The organism is Mycobacterium sp. E3305, assembly GCF_001666785.1.
GTDB lineage: Bacteria > Actinomycetota > Actinomycetes > Mycobacteriales > Mycobacteriaceae > Mycobacterium.
On sequence record NZ_LZJA01000083.1, the window covers coordinates 23313 to 38025 of the forward strand.

At 69.4% G+C, this 14713-nt stretch carries 15 protein-coding genes and 1 pseudogene; 6 read left to right on the forward strand and 10 right to left on the reverse strand.

The features are described 5' to 3' along the window. Positions 1–29 precede the first annotated feature (29 nt). Positions 30–605, forward strand: a complete 576-nt coding sequence (locus tag A5701_RS08305) for a TetR/AcrR family transcriptional regulator (protein ID WP_156669994.1) — start codon at positions 30–32, stop codon at positions 603–605. Continuing rightward, a complete protein-coding gene (locus A5701_RS08310) occupies positions 602–1114 on the forward strand; it encodes a GNAT family N-acetyltransferase (RefSeq protein ID WP_067750891.1) in 513 nt (170 codons plus the stop codon). Before A5701_RS08305 ends, A5701_RS08310 begins: the two co-directional genes overlap by 4 nt. On the opposite strand, the gene A5701_RS08315 is transcribed toward A5701_RS08310, so the two are convergent. Beyond that, positions 1101–2567 carry an NAD(P)/FAD-dependent oxidoreductase gene (locus A5701_RS08315; RefSeq protein WP_082950491.1) on the reverse strand — a complete coding sequence of 489 codons (1467 nt, stop codon included), beginning with the start codon at positions 2565–2567 and terminating at the stop codon, positions 1101–1103. The genes A5701_RS08310 and A5701_RS08315 overlap by 14 nt on opposite strands. 2 nt (positions 2568–2569) lie before the next feature. Further along, the gene (locus tag A5701_RS08320; protein WP_067750898.1) at positions 2570–3031 is read right to left on the reverse strand and encodes an SRPBCC family protein; all 462 of its coding nucleotides are present in this window, start codon (positions 3029–3031) and stop codon (positions 2570–2572) included. Between the two features lie 97 nt (positions 3032–3128). On the opposite strand from A5701_RS08320, the gene ald reads away from it, so the two are divergent. Continuing rightward, positions 3129–4244 carry an alanine dehydrogenase gene (gene ald, locus A5701_RS08325; RefSeq protein WP_067750903.1) on the forward strand — a complete coding sequence of 372 codons (1116 nt, stop codon included), beginning with the start codon at positions 3129–3131 and terminating at the stop codon, positions 4242–4244. On the opposite strand, the gene A5701_RS08330 is transcribed toward ald, so the two are convergent. The 4 genes from A5701_RS08330 to rpsO all read right to left on the reverse strand — a co-directional run bounded on the left by A5701_RS08330 (position 4241) and on the right by rpsO (position 9503). After that, on the reverse strand, positions 4241–5266 hold the full coding sequence (locus A5701_RS08330; protein ID WP_067750908.1) for a nitronate monooxygenase: 1026 nt from the start codon (positions 5264–5266) through the stop codon (positions 4241–4243). The genes ald and A5701_RS08330 overlap by 4 nt on opposite strands. 60 nt (positions 5267–5326) lie before the next feature. Beyond that, positions 5327–6682, reverse strand: coding sequence for a pitrilysin family protein (locus tag A5701_RS08335; protein ID WP_067750912.1), 1356 nt, complete (start codon positions 6680–6682; stop codon positions 5327–5329). Further along, positions 6660–8927 carry a polyribonucleotide nucleotidyltransferase gene (locus A5701_RS08340; RefSeq protein WP_197504940.1) on the reverse strand — a complete coding sequence of 756 codons (2268 nt, stop codon included), beginning with the start codon at positions 8925–8927 and terminating at the stop codon, positions 6660–6662. Before A5701_RS08340 ends, A5701_RS08335 begins: the two co-directional genes overlap by 23 nt. Positions 8928–9233: 306 nt before the next feature. Then, on the reverse strand, positions 9234–9503 hold the full coding sequence (rpsO, locus tag A5701_RS08345) for a 30S ribosomal protein S15 (RefSeq protein WP_003878661.1): 270 nt from the start codon (positions 9501–9503) through the stop codon (positions 9234–9236). 171 nt (positions 9504–9674) lie between these two features. Between rpsO and A5701_RS08350 the strand changes: the two genes are divergently transcribed. Beyond that, positions 9675–10016 carry a helix-turn-helix transcriptional regulator gene (locus A5701_RS08350; protein WP_067750922.1) on the forward strand — a complete coding sequence of 114 codons (342 nt, stop codon included), beginning with the start codon at positions 9675–9677 and terminating at the stop codon, positions 10014–10016. A 3-nt stretch (positions 10017–10019) separates the two neighbouring features. Then, the gene (locus A5701_RS08355; RefSeq protein ID WP_067750928.1) at positions 10020–10505 is read left to right on the forward strand and encodes an SRPBCC domain-containing protein; all 486 of its coding nucleotides are present in this window, start codon (positions 10020–10022) and stop codon (positions 10503–10505) included. A gap of 12 nt (positions 10506–10517) precedes the next feature. Here the strand turns inward: A5701_RS08355 and A5701_RS08360 are convergent, their stop codons facing one another. Then, positions 10518–11495: a bifunctional riboflavin kinase/FAD synthetase gene (locus tag A5701_RS08360; RefSeq protein ID WP_067750956.1), complete on the reverse strand. Its 978-nt coding sequence runs from the start codon at positions 11493–11495 to the stop codon at positions 10518–10520. A 101-nt stretch (positions 11496–11596) separates the two neighbouring features. Here A5701_RS08360 and mntR point away from each other — a divergent pair, with 101 nt between their 5' ends. Beyond that, on the forward strand, positions 11597–12289 hold the full coding sequence (gene mntR, locus A5701_RS08365) for a manganese-binding transcriptional regulator MntR (RefSeq protein ID WP_067750931.1): 693 nt from the start codon (positions 11597–11599) through the stop codon (positions 12287–12289). A 118-nt stretch (positions 12290–12407) separates the two neighbouring features. On the opposite strand, the gene A5701_RS08370 is transcribed toward mntR, so the two are convergent. The 3 genes and pseudogenes from A5701_RS08370 to A5701_RS08380 all read right to left on the reverse strand — a co-directional run. Further along, the gene (locus A5701_RS08370; RefSeq protein ID WP_067750936.1) at positions 12408–13598 is read right to left on the reverse strand and encodes a lipid-transfer protein; all 1191 of its coding nucleotides are present in this window, start codon (positions 13596–13598) and stop codon (positions 12408–12410) included. A gap of 74 nt (positions 13599–13672) precedes the next feature. Further along, positions 13673–14566, reverse strand: coding sequence for a tRNA pseudouridine(55) synthase TruB (gene truB, locus A5701_RS08375; RefSeq protein ID WP_067750941.1), 894 nt, complete (start codon positions 14564–14566; stop codon positions 13673–13675). Next, positions 14563–14713, reverse strand: a pseudogene (locus A5701_RS08380) (4'-phosphopantetheinyl transferase); the annotation flags it as partial. The gene truB and the pseudogene A5701_RS08380, both read right to left, overlap by 4 nt.

The window sequence follows — 14713 nt, forward strand, 5'->3', positions numbered from 1 at the left end:
ACCGGCGGGGCAACGCCACGCGCGAGAGCATGCTCGAGGCCGCGCTGAAGTCGTTGGCCTCCGGTGACCCGGGCTCGGTGTCGGCCAATCGGATCGCCAAGGAGATCGGCGCCACCTGGGGTGCCGTGCAATACCAGTTCGGCGACACGGACGGGTTCTGGGCCGCGGTGCTGCACCGCACCGCCGAGCGGCGCGCCGCGACCTTCTCGACTCTGTCGACGCCGATTTCAACCGACGCGCCCCTGCGCGAGCGGGTCGGCGCCATCATCGACACCCTGTACAACGGGCTGGCGTCGGCGGACTCGCGCGCGATCGAGAACCTGCGGGCGGCCCTCCCCCGTGACCCCGGCGAGCTCGAGCGGTTGTTCCCGCGCACCGCCGCCGAGCTGTTCTCCTGGGGCAAGAGCTGGCTGGAAACCTGCCAGAACGCGTTCGCCGGCCTGGACGTCGACCCGGATCGGGTGCGCGAGGTCGCCGCCCTGATCCCCGGCGCGATGCGCGGGCTGGTCTCCGAGCGCCAGCTCGGCTCGTACGCCGACCTGGACATGGCGCGCCGCGGCCTGACCAATGCGCTGGCGGCCTACCTGGAGCAGTCCAGGCCGTGACCGCCGGCGGCGTCACGATCCGCCGAGCCGGACCGAGTGACTTCGCCCCGGTCGCCGAGATGCACTATCCGGTCTGGCGGCAATCCTGGGCCGGCATACTGCCCGACTCCACGCTCGACGTGCTCGGATCGCCCCGGCGCTGGGCCATCCTCGCCTATCCGCGCATCCTGCAACGCCGCAACTGGAGCATGTGGGTCGCCGAATCCGGTTCGGCGACAATCGGTATGACCATCTTCGGCCCCGATCCCGCGAACCCCGAACAGGTGGAACTGGACTCCCTGTACATCGCGGCGGAATCCCAGGGCCACGGTGTCGGCACCCGCTTGCTCGCCACGGCGCTGCGCGAAAGCCGCTCGGGCGACCTCGTCCTGTGGTGCGCCGAGCGCAACACGCAGGGGCGAAAGTTCTACGAAAGCAACGGCTTTCACGCCGACGGACGCACCCTGGACTGGGAGCCGCTGCCCGGGGTCAAGGTCGCCCATCTAGGCTATCGGCTCAGCCGGCGGTGACGTGTCGTCGCAAGTCGTACTCGCCGAGATCGGTGCTGGCCAGCATGGCGCGATGCTCCCCGGGCGTGAAGGGCCACACCTCGGGCACCCCGTCCTTGTTGAGATACCAGCTGTCGCAACCGGTGGTCCACACCGTGTCCGGCATCGCGGCACGCAGCCTGGCGTTGAAGCTCTCGGTCGCCGGCCAGGTGGGCTCCACCGTGTCGAATTCGCCACGGCGCCAACGCTGAATCCACCGCAGTATGTGGTCGGCCTGCGATTCGGCGACGGTGGTCAGCGCGAGGTTGCCGACCGGGCTGTGCGGCCCGAGCATCATGAAGAAGTTGGGGAAGCCCGGCAGCGCCACCGTCCGGTAGGCCCGCGGACCGTCGCGCCACACGTCGTCGACGGCGATACCGTCGCGGCCGGTCACCTGCATCGGCCGGAAGAACGCGTGGGTGTCGAACCCGGTGGCCAGTACGATGACGTCCGCCTCGTGCAGGACACCGTCTTCGGTCACGATGCCGCGCCGTTCCACGTGGTCGATCGAGGAGGTGACCAGTTCGACGTCGTCGCGCTGCATCGCGCGGTAGAAGCCGTTGGACATGACCAGCCGTTTGCACATCGGCGTGTAGTCCGGGGTCAGGGCCCTGCGCAGCTCGGGGTCGCGGACCTCGCGCAGGCTGGCGCGGCACAGCGCCCCCATGATCTTTCGGCGCAGTCCCGGCTTGGTGAGCCCGGCGGCGAAGGTGTCGTAGCCGAAGCTGTAGCACCGGTAGGCCAGCCGGTCTAGCCAGCCGAACCGGTTGTGGGTGATGCTGGTGAGCCGGCTGTAGCGGGGGTTGGGCAGGCGAAGCACCCACTGCGCGGTGCGCTGGAAGAGCATAACGCGGTCCGCGACACCGGCCAGGCCGCAGACCAGCTGAACCCCGGTCGAGCCGTTGCCCACGATCGCGATCCGGCGGCCGCGCACGTCGACGGCGTGATCCCAGCGCGCGGAGTGAAAGGCGCGCCCGCCGAAGTCGTCCAGGCCGGGGATCGACGGCAGGCGCGGGTGATGCAGTACACCGGTGGCGCAGATCAAGAAGTCGACGGTCGACTCCTCGCCGGCGGCCGCGCGCAACCGCCACCGGCCGTCCTCGAAGCGGGCGTGGGAGATTTCGGTGCCGAACCGGATGCGATCGCGCAGTCCGAACCGGTCGGCGACATCGCGGAGGTAGGCCTGGATCTCGCCGCCGGGCGAGAACAGGTGCGACCAGTTCGGGTTCTGGGCGAACGTGTACTGGTAGACCCGCGACGGGATGTCGCAGACCAGGCCGGGGTAGGTGTTCTCCCGCCAGGTGCCACCGACCTCGTCGGCCTTCTCGTAGATCGTGACATCGGTTATGCCGCTGCGCAGCAACGCGATTGCGACGCACAGCCCCGACATACCCGCTCCGACGACGGCTACGGAGGGCTCGCGTCGCGGGGTCACGGCTACTCCGACTCGGCGCGCTGCTTGAGGCGCTGCAGGGTGAGCCGGATGTGTTCGGCGTTGGCGGCCACGCGATCTGGAACACCGGTGGCCTTTCCCGCGATCGTGCGGAACCAGCCGGGTCTGCGGTCCCAGGTGCTCTCGGTGACCCGGCAACCACCGTCGGCCGCCTCGATGTCGTACTGCCAGCGCGCGATCGGCAGCATGGAGTGCCGCACGTCGAACGCGAACAGCCGGCCCGGTTCCGCGTCGGTGACCGTGCACTTGGTGCTCCAGCGCCGTTTGGCGCTCGCGTTGTGCCCGGTGAACACCGCCCCGGGGCGCGCCGCGTTCCCCTTGCGCCATTCCATCGCCTCGGCTTCCTCGGCGAACGAGGCCAGGGTGGGCAGGTCGGTGATGAGCCGGTACACGACGTCCGGGCGGGCGTTGACCTGCACGGTTTCCGTCACGCAGGGGTCAGTCATGCGCCGATCATAGCCACGGTGCGGACCGCTCCACGTCGATTGCGGCGCATCCGAACTTTCTCCACACTTGAGGGCGAACCAAAGCAAGGGGTAATTCATGCGAGTCGGCGTACCGACCGAGACCAAGGCCAACGAATTCCGGGTGGCGATCACGCCCGCCGGCGTCGCCGAACTGAGCCGCCGCGGCCACGAGGTGCTCGTCCAGGCGGGCGCCGGGGAGGGATCGTCGATCCCCGACGAGGAGTTCAAGGCCGCGGGCGCCCAGTTGGCCGGCTCGGCCGAACAGGTGTGGGCCGAAGCCGATCTGCTGCTCAAGGTGAAGGAACCGATCGCGTCCGAATACGGGCTGCTGCGCGCGCGGCAGGTGCTGTTCACCTACCTGCACCTGGCCGCCTCCCGCGACTGCACCGAGGCGCTATTGTCCTCCGGCACAACATCGATCGCCTATGAGACCGTGCAGACCGCCGATGGCGCCCTCCCGTTGCTGGCTCCGATGAGTGAGGTCGCCGGCCGACTCTCGGCGCAGGCCGGCGCCTACCATCTGATGCGCTCCCACGGCGGCCGCGGGGTGCTGATGGGCGGGGTCCCGGGCGTCAAACCCGCGGACGTGGTGGTGATCGGCGCCGGTACGGCCGGCTACAACGCCGCCCGGGTCGCCAACGGCATGGGCGCGAGCGTGACGGTGCTCGACGTCAACATCGGCAAGCTCCGGCTCCTGGACGCGGAGTTCGGCGGACAGGTCCGCACGCGCTACTCGTCCGCCTACGAGCTGGAGGGCACCGTCACGCGCGCGGACCTGTTGATCGGGGCGGTCCTGCTACCCGGCGGCAAGGCGCCCAAGCTGATCTCGAATTCACTTGTGGCGCAGATGAAACCGGGTGCCGTGCTGGTCGACATCTCGATCGATCAGGGCGGCTGCTTCGCCGATTCCCGGCCGACCACCCACGATGACCCGACGTTCGCCGTGCACGAAACCCAGTTCTACTGCGTGGCGAACATGCCCAGCGCGGTACCCAAGACGTCAACCGTGGCGCTGACCAACGCGACGATGCCGTACGTGCTGGCGCTGGCCGACCGCGGCTGGCAGGCGGCTTGCCGGTCGGATCCCGCTCTGGGCAAAGGCCTTTCGACGCACGGCGGGGCGCTGTTGTCCGAGCGGGTGGCCGCCGACCTCGGTCTGCCGTTCACCGATCCGGCGAGCCTGCTGGCCTAGTCGGACTCCACCAGGCTGGCGATGATGTCGGCCGCCGGCCCGGGCTGGGCCTCCTTGAACGACGTTCCGGCCCACAGCGGTATACCGTTCGGGTCCTCCATGGCGGCCGCGGCCTCCCGGATCGGGGAGGTCATCTGGTTCACCTCCGGGTAGCCCAGCGGCGCCACGTTGTCGAGCAGGCGGGTGAAGTTGTTCTCCAGGCCCCGCGCGTAGCGGCCCGAGAAGGCGCGGGTGACCACCGTCGTGCCGAAAACCGGGTTTTTCAGAGCGGTGCGGTGCGCGGTGCTGGTGCCCGCCTCGTCGCTGAGCAGCAGCGCGGTGCCCACCTGCACGGCCACCGCGCCGCGGTGCAGCACCGCGGCGACGTCCCGGGCGTTGCCCAGGCCGCCCGCCGCGATGATCGGGACGTCATGGGCGTGGCGGATGCGGTCGATCAGGTGGTGCAGCGATTCGTTGCCGGGCTCCATGTCGGGCGCGAAGGTGCCCCGGTGCCCGCCCGCGTCCGGGCCCTGGACGATCAGGCTGTCCGCACCGGCGGCGACGGCCACGCCGGCCTCGTACGGCGAGGTCACCGTGACCATCACCAGCAGGCCGAGCGCCCCGAGCCGCCGGATGACGTCGGGCGGCGGCACCCCGAAGGTGAAGGACACCAGCTCGGGCCGCACGTCGGCCACCACCTCAAGCTTGCGCTCCCAGTCGTCGTCGTCGCCGTAGTGCGGGTGGCCGACCTCGACTTGGTAGTAGTCGGCGATCTCCTCGAGTTCTTCGGCGTAGTAGTCCAGCGCCATCCAGTCGGCGACGCTTGGTTGGGGCACGAACAGGTTGACGCCCAGCGGGCCGGTGGTCGCCGCGCGCGCGGCGGCGATGTCCTCGGCGAACCGGTCCGCGCTGCGGTGACCACCGGGGACGAACCCGAGCCCACCCGCGTTGGACACCGCCGCGGCCAGCTCGGGCGTGCCCGGTCCGCCGGCCATCGGCGCGCCCACGATGGGCACCATGATGTCCCAAAAGCCCAGTACCACGGGGCTAATTCGCTGACGGCGAGCGCCGGCACGGCGCGAGTGAGGAGGCGAACATGCGGGTTAAGATACCATCGCCCGAAGTTGTTGGGGCAGTGACCGTTTGGAGGCATACGGGCCCAGGACCGCGGCGCCGTACGGCTGGCTCAGCAGCCGGTGGGCCACCGCGTTGACCTCCTCGACGGTCACTTGGTCGATCTGCCGCAGGGTGTGCTCGATGCTGCGGTGCTCGCCGTAGTTCAGTTCGTTGCGGCCCAGCCGGCTCATCCGGGAACTGGAATCCTCCAGACCGAGGACGAGCCCGCCCCGCAGCGACCCCTTGGCGATGCGGCACTCCGCTTCGGTGATGCCGTCGCGGGCCACCGACTCGAGGACCTCGTTGGTCACCTGCATCACCTCGGCGAACCGCTCGGGCTGGCAGGCGGCGTAGACGGAAAGCGCGCCGCTGTCGGCGAAGATGTCGACCGTGGAATAGACCGAATAGGCCAGCCCCCGCAACTCCCGAACCTCTTGAAACAGGCGGGAACTCAGGCCGCCGCCCAGCGCGCTGTGCAGCACGGACAGCGCCCAGCGGTGCCGCCAGCCACGCCCGGGGGTGCGCACGCCCAGCGACACGTGCGTCTGCTCGGCGTCCCGGTTGCCCAGCATCAGGCCGGGCCGTCCGGTCACCCGCCCGGCGCCCTTGCGCGGGGCTATCGGCCGGCGCCCGCGGACCAGGTGCGGCCCGAAGTGCTCGCGCACCAGCGCGACCACCTCGTCGTGGTCGACGTTGCCGGCCACCGCGACCACCATGCGCTCCGGCGTGTAGCGCCGGACGTGAAAGGAGTGCAGCTGGGCCCGGGTCATCGACGACACGGAGCGCGCGGTGCCGATCACCGGCCGGCCCACCGGATGGTCACCGAACATCGCGCCCAGGAACATGTCGCCCAGCGCGTCCTCGGGGTCGTCGTCGCGCATGGCGATCTCCTCGAGCACCACGTCACGTTCCAGCTCGACGTCCTCGGCGGCGCAGCGACCGTTGAGCACCACGTCGGCGACCAGGTCGACCGCCAGTTCCAGGTCGCTGTCCAGCACGTGCGCGTAGTAGCAGGTGTGCTCCTTGGCGGTGAACGCGTTCAGCTCCCCGCCGACGGCGTCCATCGCCTGCGCGATGTCCACGGCGCTGCGGGTGGGCGTCGATTTGAACAGCAGGTGCTCGAGGAAGTGCGCCGCTCCCGCCACGGTGGCACCCTCGTCCCGCGATCCCACGCCGACCCAGACCCCGACGGAGGCCGAACGCACCGCCGGGAGGTACTCGGTGACGACGCGCAGACCACCCGGAAGCGTGCTGCGGCGCAGCGCGGTCGAGGGTTCGACCTCTAAGGTGTGCTTGCCGCGGCGCAGGGCCGCGGCGCGGTCAGCTGCTCGCGGTCGCGGCATCGGCAGGTGCGGCCGCCGGGGCGTCGGCCGGGGCCGAGCTGTCTTCCTCCACCAGGACCAGAGAGATCTTGCCGCGCTTGTCGATGTCGGCGATCTCGACCCGCAACTTGTCTCCGACGTTCACGACGTCCTCGACCTTCGCGATGCGCTTGCCCTTGCCGAGCTTGGAGATGTGCACCAGCCCGTCGCGCCCGGGAAGCAGCGACACGAAGGCACCGAAATCGGTTGTCTTGACGACGGTTCCGAGGAACCGCTCGCCGACGGTCGGCAGCTGCGGGTTGGCGATCGCGTTGATCCGGTCGATCGCGGCCTGCGCCGAGGGCCCGTCGGTGGCGCCCACGAACACGGTGCCGTCGTCCTCGATGGAGATCTGCGCGCCGGTCTCCTCGGTGATGGCGTTGATGACCTTGCCCTTGGGCCCGATCACCTCACCGATCTTGTCCACCGGGACCTTGATCGTGGTGACCCGCGGCGCGTAGGGGCTCATCTCGTCGGGCCCGTCGATCGCCTCGGCCATCACCTCGAGAATCGTCAGGCGCGCGTCCTTGGCCTGCGCCAGAGCGCCCGCGAGCACCTGCGACGGGATGCCGTCGAGCTTGGTGTCCAGCTGCAGCGCGGTGACGTAGTCCTTGGTGCCGGCGCACTTGAAGTCCATGTCGCCGAACGCGTCCTCGGCGCCCAGGATGTCGGTCAGGGTGACGAAGCGGCGCTCGGTCTTGCCGTCCACCTCGACGTCGTCGGAGACCAGGCCCATGGCGATGCCGGCGACCGGCGCCTTGAGCGGCACGCCGGCGTTGAGCAACGCCAGCGTGGAGGCGCACACGGATCCCATCGACGTCGAGCCGTTGGACCCCAGCGCTTCGGACACCTGCCGGATGGCGTACGGGAATTCCTCGACGCTCGGTAGCACCGGGATCAGGGCCCGCTCGGCCAGGGCGCCGTGCCCGATCTCGCGCCGCTTGGGCGAACCGACACGGCCGGTCTCACCGGTGGAGAACGGCGGGAAGTTGTAGTGGTGCATGTAGCGCTTCGAGGTCTCCGGCCCCAGCGAGTCGATCTGCTGGGCCATCTTCACCATGTCCAGCGTGGTCACGCCCAGGATCTGCGTCTCGCCGCGCTCGAACAACGCGCTGCCGTGCGCCCGCGGCACCACGGCGACCTCGGCCGACAGCGCGCGGATGTCGGTGATGCCGCGGCCGTCGATGCGGAAGTGGTCGGTCAGGATGCGCTGGCGGACCAGCTTCTTGGTCAGCGAGCGGAACGCCGCGCTGACCTCCTTCTCCCGGCCCTCATAGGTCTCGGCGAGGCGCTGCTGCACCTCGGCCTTGATCTCGTCGGTGCGCTGATCGCGCTCGGCCTTGCCGCCGATGGTCAGCGCCTTGGCCAGCTCGTCGGTGGCCACCGAGGCCACCGAGTAGTAGACGTCGTCGCCGTAGTCGGGGAACACGGGGTACTCGCCGGTGGGCTTGGCGGCCGCTTGGGCCAGCTCCTCTTGCGCGGTGCACAGCGCCGCGATGAACGGCTTGGCCGCCTCCAGGCCTTCGGCCACCACGGTCTCGGTCGGCGCCTGCGCGCCGCCCTCGACGAGCTCGATGACCTTCTCGGTGGCCTCCGCCTCGACCATCATGATCGCCACGTCTTTAGCGTCACCGTCGCCGACGATGCGGCCGGCGACCACCATGTCGAACACGGCCCGCTCGAGCTGCTCGACGGTCGGGAAGGCGACCCAGGTGCCGTCGATGAGCGCCACCCGCACGCCCCCGACGGGGCCGGAGAACGGCAGCCCGGCCAGCTGGGTGGACGCCGACGCGGCGTTGATCGCCACGACGTCGTAGAGGTCGTTGGGGTCCAGGCTCAGGATCGTGACCACGACCTGGATCTCGTTGCGCAGCCCGGAGACGAAGGACGGGCGCAGCGGCCGGTCGATGAGCCGGCAGGTCAGGATCGCGTCGGTCGAGGGCCGGCCCTCGCGACGGAAGAACGAACCGGGGATGCGGCCGGCGGCATACATCCGCTCCTCGACGTCCACGGTCAGCGGGAAGAAGTCGAAGTGCTCCTTGGGGCTCTTGCTGGCGGTGGTCGCCGACAACAGCATGTTCTCGTCGTCGAGGTAGGCGACGACGGCGCCGGCGGCCTGCTGGGCGAGCCGGCCGGTCTCGAAACGGATGGTGCGGGTGCCGAAGCTCCCGTTGTCGATAACGGCGGTTGACTCGAACACGCCTTCTTCAATTTCAGCGACAGACATGGGTGTCCGTACGGCCTCTCTGGGTATTCAGCTTTTTCGCGTCGTCACGCTTGAACCCGAGAGCTTCCTACGAGAGGAAAAAGTCTGGATGCGGCTACGGCCATCGATCGAAGCGGCCGACCTGCCCCAGATCCGGGGAGCCCGGCTGCCACTACCGAAGACCGCCCGATACAGACTGGGCTGCTCCCGTCATGACACGCTGGAACGGCACACGCGGATCTGCGTGGCCGCACCGTTCGTTCGGGCCGAACCGGCCCAGAACGCTCCCACTCTACACGGGCGGGCGTAGCGCTCAGTAGACCCGGGTCAGCGGCGCAGGCCCAGGCGCTCGACCAGCGAGCGGTACCGCTCGACGTCGATCTGGGCGACGTACTTGAGCAGCCGGCGCCGGCGCCCGACCAGCAGCAACAGGCCCCGCCGCGAGTGGTGGTCGTGCTTGTGCACCTTCAGGTGCTCGGTCAGGTCGGCGATCCGCTTGGTCAGCAGCGCGACCTGCGCCTCCGGGGAACCGGTGTCGGTGTCGTGCAGGCCGTAGGTGCCCAGGATTTCCTTTTTTTGCTCGGCGGTCAGCGCCACGAAAACATCTCCATCAATCGGTGCCGCGAAAACTCTGGTGCGTGGCCGCCGCGGACTGCAGCACACGCCGTATCGGCTGGCGAGTCTATCAGCGGCGGTGACGTGCGCAGAAATCGCAGGCCAGCGCCGCGCTCTTGACAATCTACAACCATTTGGTTGTAGTTTGGACGGGTGACCGTAGACCAGGAGGACCGGGTGGACGCCCTGTTCCACGCGCTCGCCGACCGAACCCGGCGCGACATCATGCGCCGAACGCTGGCCGGGGAACACTCGGTTTCCGCGCTGGCACTCAAGTACGACATGAGCTTCGCGGCGGTGCAAAAGCATGTCGTCGTGCTGGAAAAGGCCGGCCTGATCACCAAACGACGAAGCGGTCGCGAGCAGCTGGCCAGCGGCGACGTGACGGCCGTGCGGTCGGTGGCCGCCATGCTCACCGAATTGGAGCTCCTCTGGCGCGATCGCATCGCACGCGTCGACGACCTCATCGCATCCGACCCAACCCAGGAGGACTGAACCATGCCCGTGACCGACGTCCGGCACGACCCCGAGAACCTGACGCTGACCATCACCGCGGACTTCGCCGCTCCGCCGGCCCGAATCTGGCAGGTCTACGCCGACCCTCGTCAGCTGGAGAGGGTGTGGGGGCCGCCGTCCCACCCGGCGACCATCGTCGACCACAGCCTCACGCCCGGCAGCCGCACGACGTACTTCATGACCGGCCCCGACGGGGAGAAGTACGCCGGGTACTGGGAGATCACGGCCGTCGATGAGCCGACGAGCTTCTCGTTCCTCGACGGCTTCGCCGACGCGGACTTCAACCCGAACCCCGACCTGCCGGTCTCGAGGAACGTGTACACGTTCGCCGAGCACGACGGCGGCACCCGCGCGACCTACGTGAGCGCCTACTCCTCCGCCGAGGCGCTTCGACAGGTGCTGGACATGGGCGTCGTGGAGGGTGCGTCGTCGGCCATCAACCAGATCGACGACCTGATCGCCTCCTGACGCTTCCGCGGATCAGTCCTGGGCCGACAGGGTGGTGCGGGCCCGTTCGGTGTCTTTGCCCATCGCGTCGATGAGGTCCTTCACCGAGTCGAACTTGTGCTGCCCGCGGATGCGCGCGACGAAGTCCAACGCCACGTACTGACCGTAGAGGTCGGCGGTGGTGTCCAGGACGAAGGCCTCGACGGTGCGGGTGCGCCCGGAGAAGGTCGGGTTGGTGCCGACCGACACCGCGGCCTGGTAGCGCTCGCCCGGCACGACGGTGCCGGTCACCGGCCCGTGGCCGAGCAGGGTGAACCAGGCGGCGTACACGCCGTCGGCCGGGATCGCCGAATACATCGGCGGCGCCACGTTGGCGGTCGGGAACCCCAGCTCCATGCCGCGCCCCTCGCCCCGGACGACCACACCCTCGACCCGGTGCGGACGGCCCAACGCCTCCATGGCCGCCACCACGTCGCCGGCGTCGACGCAGGACCGGATGTAGGTGGACGAGAACGTCACCGTCTCGTTGCTGTGGTGCTCCGAAAGTAGGGACATCGCCTCCACCGCGAACCCGAACCGGTCCCCCGCGCGCCGCAGCGTCTCGACGTTGCCGGCCGCCTTCTTGCCGAAGGTGAAGTTCTCCCCCACCACGACCTCCACCACATGCAGGTGCTCCACCAGCAGCTCGTGGACGTAGCGCTCCGGGGTCAGCTTCATGAAATCGCTGGTGAACGGCATCACGAGGAAGACGTCGATGCCCATCTCCTCGACCAGCTCGGCGCGTCGCGTCAGCGTCGTCAGCTGCGCCGGATGGCTGCCCGGGTAGACCACTTCCATCGGGTGCGGGTCGAAGGTCATCAGCACCGTCGGGACGTTGCGGGCGCGGCCGGCCTTCACCGCATGCGCGATCAGCTCGGCGTGGCCCCGGTGCACCCCATCGAAAACACCGATGGTGAGCACACACCTGCCCCAGTCCGTGGGAATCTCGTCTTGGCCGCGCCACCGCTGCACGACCGCAAGCCTACGGCGCGCGGCCCCCCGCCGGGAGATCCGCATGCGCGACGGTGTCGAGGAGCACACGATCAGGCGTGGGTTGCCTAAACTCTCTCGGTGTGAAGGCTGACGAAGAGCGTGGCGGTCTCACCGCGGTCGGCCAGGACTATCTGAAGGCCATCTGGAACGCGCAGGAATGGTCGGTGGAAAAGGTCAGCACCAAGATGCTGGCCGAGAAGATCGGGGTGTCGGCCAGCACGGCCTCGGAGTCGATCCGCAAACTGGCCGAACAGGGCCTGGTCGACCACGAGAAATACGGCGCGGTTTCGCTGACCGAGGCCGGCAGGCGCGCGGCGCTGGCCATGGTGCGCCGGCATCGGCTGCTGGAGACCTTCCTGGTCAACGAGCTCGGCTACGGCTGGGACGAGGTGCACGACGAGGCCGAAGTGCTCGAGCATGCGGTGTCGGACCGGCTGGTCGCCCGCATCGACGCCAAGCTGGGGTTCCCGCAGCGCGACCCGCACGGCGACCCCATCCCGGCCTCGGACGGGCAGGTGCCCACCCCGCCGGCGCGTCAGCTCTGGGCGTGCGACGACGGCGACGCCGGGACGATCGCCCGCATCTCCGACGCCGACCCGCAGATGCTGCGCTATTTCGCCGACGTCGGCATCAACCTGGACTCCCGGCTGCGGGTCCTGACCCGTCGGGAATTCGCCGGCATGATCTCGGTGGCGATCGACTCGGGCGATGGCGCCGAGACGACGGTCGATCTGGGCAGCCCGGCCGCGCGGGCGATCTGGGTGGTCGGCTAGCGGCGATCGCAAGCGCGGCGAAGCCGGGCGCCGCGGTCGCCGCCATTCGAGCTAGCGGCGATCGCAAGCGCGGCGAAGCCGGGCGCCGCGGGTCGCCGCCATTCGAGCTAGCCGCCCGTCAGCGCTCGGCGCGCTGGTAGGCGGTCACGACGGCCGCGCCGCCCAGACCGATGTTGTGTTGCAGTGCGGCGCTGACGTTCTCGACCTGACGCTTGTCCGCGGTGCCGCGCAGCTGCCAGGTCAGCTCGGCGCATTGCGCCAGCCCGGTGGCGCCAAGCGGGTGACCCTTCGAGATCAGGCCGCCCGAGGGGTTGACCACCCACCGCCCGCCGTAGGTGGTGTCGCCGTTGTCGATCAGCTTGGGCGCCTCACCCGGGCCGCACAGCCCCAGCGCCTCGTATAGCAGCAATTCGTTGGCCGAGAAGCAGTCGTGCAGCTCGATCACCTGGAAGTCCTCGGGCCCCAACCCGGACTGGTGGTAAACCTGTTGGGCCGCTTGGACATTCATGTCGTAGCCGATCAGGTTCTTGGCACTTCCGTCGAAGGTCGACTCGAAGTCGGTCGTCATCGCCTGACCGACGATCTCCACGGCCTGGCCCGCCAGCCCACGGCTGTCGACGAAGCTCTCCGAGGCCAGGATCGCCGCGCCGGAACCGTCTGAGGTGGGCGAGCACTGCAACTTGGTCAGCGGGTCGGAGATCATCCGCGCCGCCAGGATGTCGTCGAGCGTGTAGGACTCCTGGAACTGCGCGAACGGGTTATTGACCGAGTGCTTGTGGTTCTTGTAGCCGATTTTCGCGAAATGCTCTGCGGTGGTGCCGTATTGGCGCATGTGCTCGCGGCCCGCGGCGCCGAACATCCAGGGCGCGACGGGCATGGCGAACTCGTCGATCTCGGCCATCGCCTTGACGTGCTTGCCCATCGGCGATTCGCGGTCCTGGGCTCCGCCGCTCAGCGAACCGGGCTGCATCTTCTCGAAGCCGAGCGCGATGGCGCAGTCGACGATCCCGCCGCGGATGGCCTGGGCCGCCAGGAAGAGCGCGGTGGAGCCGGTCGAGCAGTTGTTGTTGACGTTGACGATCGGAATTCCCGTCATGCCCAGTTCGTAGAGGGCGCGCTGCCCGGACGTCGAATCGCCGGCGACGTAGCCGACGTAGCCCTGCTGCACCTCGCGGTAGTCGACGCCCGCGTCGGTGAGCGCGTTGGTGCCCGACTCGCGCGCCATGTCGGGGTAGTCCCAGCCTTCGCGGCGGCCCGGCTTCTCGAACTTCGTCATGCCGACGCCGACGACGTACACCTTGTTAGACATCTTTGTCCCTTTCCAGCGGCTCAGGCCCCCAGTGTGCAACTTAACCCCACCGGGCGCTCGATGGGGACCCTTCGCTACAGCGTCGCCGGGCGGATCACCACCACCGACTTGGTCCGCGAGCCCTCGTCGCGCAGCAGCGCGATCACCCGGCCGCCGGCGTCGCAGGCGGCGTAGACGCCGTCGATGCCCGCCGGCGAGAGGCCTCGCCCGTTGGCCGCGGCCTCGGCCTCCTCGGCGGTCAGCTCGCGCCGCGGAAAGACCAGCAGGCACGCCTCGTCCAGGGTCAAGGACAGGGCGGGCCGCTCGGCCAGGTCTTCGAGCGAACGGGCCTGCTCCAGCGTGAAGCGGCCCACGCGGGTGCGCCGCAGGGCCGTCAGATGTCCGCCCACGCCGAGTGCGGCGCCGACGTCGCGGGCCAGGGCGCGAACGTAGGTGCCCGACGAGCAGTCGACTTCCACGTCGACGTCGACGAAGGGACCATCGGAGCGAACGTCGCACACCTCGAAGCGGTCGATGCGGACCGGCCGGGCCGCGAGTTCGACGGCCTGGCCCTCGCGAACCAGCCGGTAGGCGCGGCGGCCGTCCACCTTGATGGCGCTCACCGCCGACGGCACCTGGTCGATCTCACCGCGTAGGCCGGCGACCGCGGTGTCGATCTCCCCGCGCGTCAGGTGCGCGGCCGAAACGCTGTGCAGCACTTCCCCTTCGGCGTCCTCGGTGGACGTGGTCTGCCCGAGCCGGATGGTGGCGGCGTACGACTTGGAAGCGGCCGTCAGCAGGCCGAGGATCTTGGTGGCGCGGTCCACGCCGATCACCAGCACGCCGGTGGCCATCGGGTCCAGCGTCCCGGCGTGCCCCACCCTGCGGGTGGCGAAGATGCGACGGCAGCGCCCCACCACGTCGTGACTGGTCATCCCGGCCGGTTTGTCGACGATGACCAACCCAGGGCCGGCAGGGCTCGACGTCATAGCACGATGGCGGTCAGCACCAGTCCCCGCTCCACCGACCACCGGCCCCGCAGCGCGGTCAGCGGTGGCCCGTCGAGCGCCTGCCCGTCGATCAGGATCTTGGACACGAACACCCCGGTCGTCCCGCCGTCGGGCGGGTCGAGGTCG

Bases quoted from the DNA above. Each gene is read 5' to 3' on its own strand.
- A5701_RS08340 (WP_197504940.1), bottom strand. From the start codon at position 8,927: ATGTCTGTCGCTGAAATTGAAGAAGGCGTGTTCGAGTCAACCGCCGTT.
- A5701_RS08335 (WP_067750912.1), bottom strand. From the start codon at position 6,682: ATGCCGCGACCGCGAGCAGCTGACCGCGCCGCGGCCCTGCGCCGCGGC.
- A5701_RS08355 (WP_067750928.1), top strand. From the start codon at position 10,020: ATGCCCGTGACCGACGTCCGGCACGACCCCGAGAACCTGACGCTGACC.
- ald (WP_067750903.1), top strand. From the start codon at position 3,129: ATGCGAGTCGGCGTACCGACCGAGACCAAGGCCAACGAATTCCGGGTG.
- truB (WP_067750941.1), bottom strand. From the start codon at position 14,566: ATGACGTCGAGCCCTGCCGGCCCTGGGTTGGTCATCGTCGACAAACCG.
- A5701_RS08370 (WP_067750936.1), bottom strand. From the start codon at position 13,598: ATGTCTAACAAGGTGTACGTCGTCGGCGTCGGCATGACGAAGTTCGAG.
- A5701_RS08305 (WP_156669994.1), top strand. From the start codon at position 30: ATGCTCGAGGCCGCGCTGAAGTCGTTGGCCTCCGGTGACCCGGGCTCG.
- A5701_RS08320 (WP_067750898.1), bottom strand. From the start codon at position 3,031: ATGACTGACCCCTGCGTGACGGAAACCGTGCAGGTCAACGCCCGCCCG.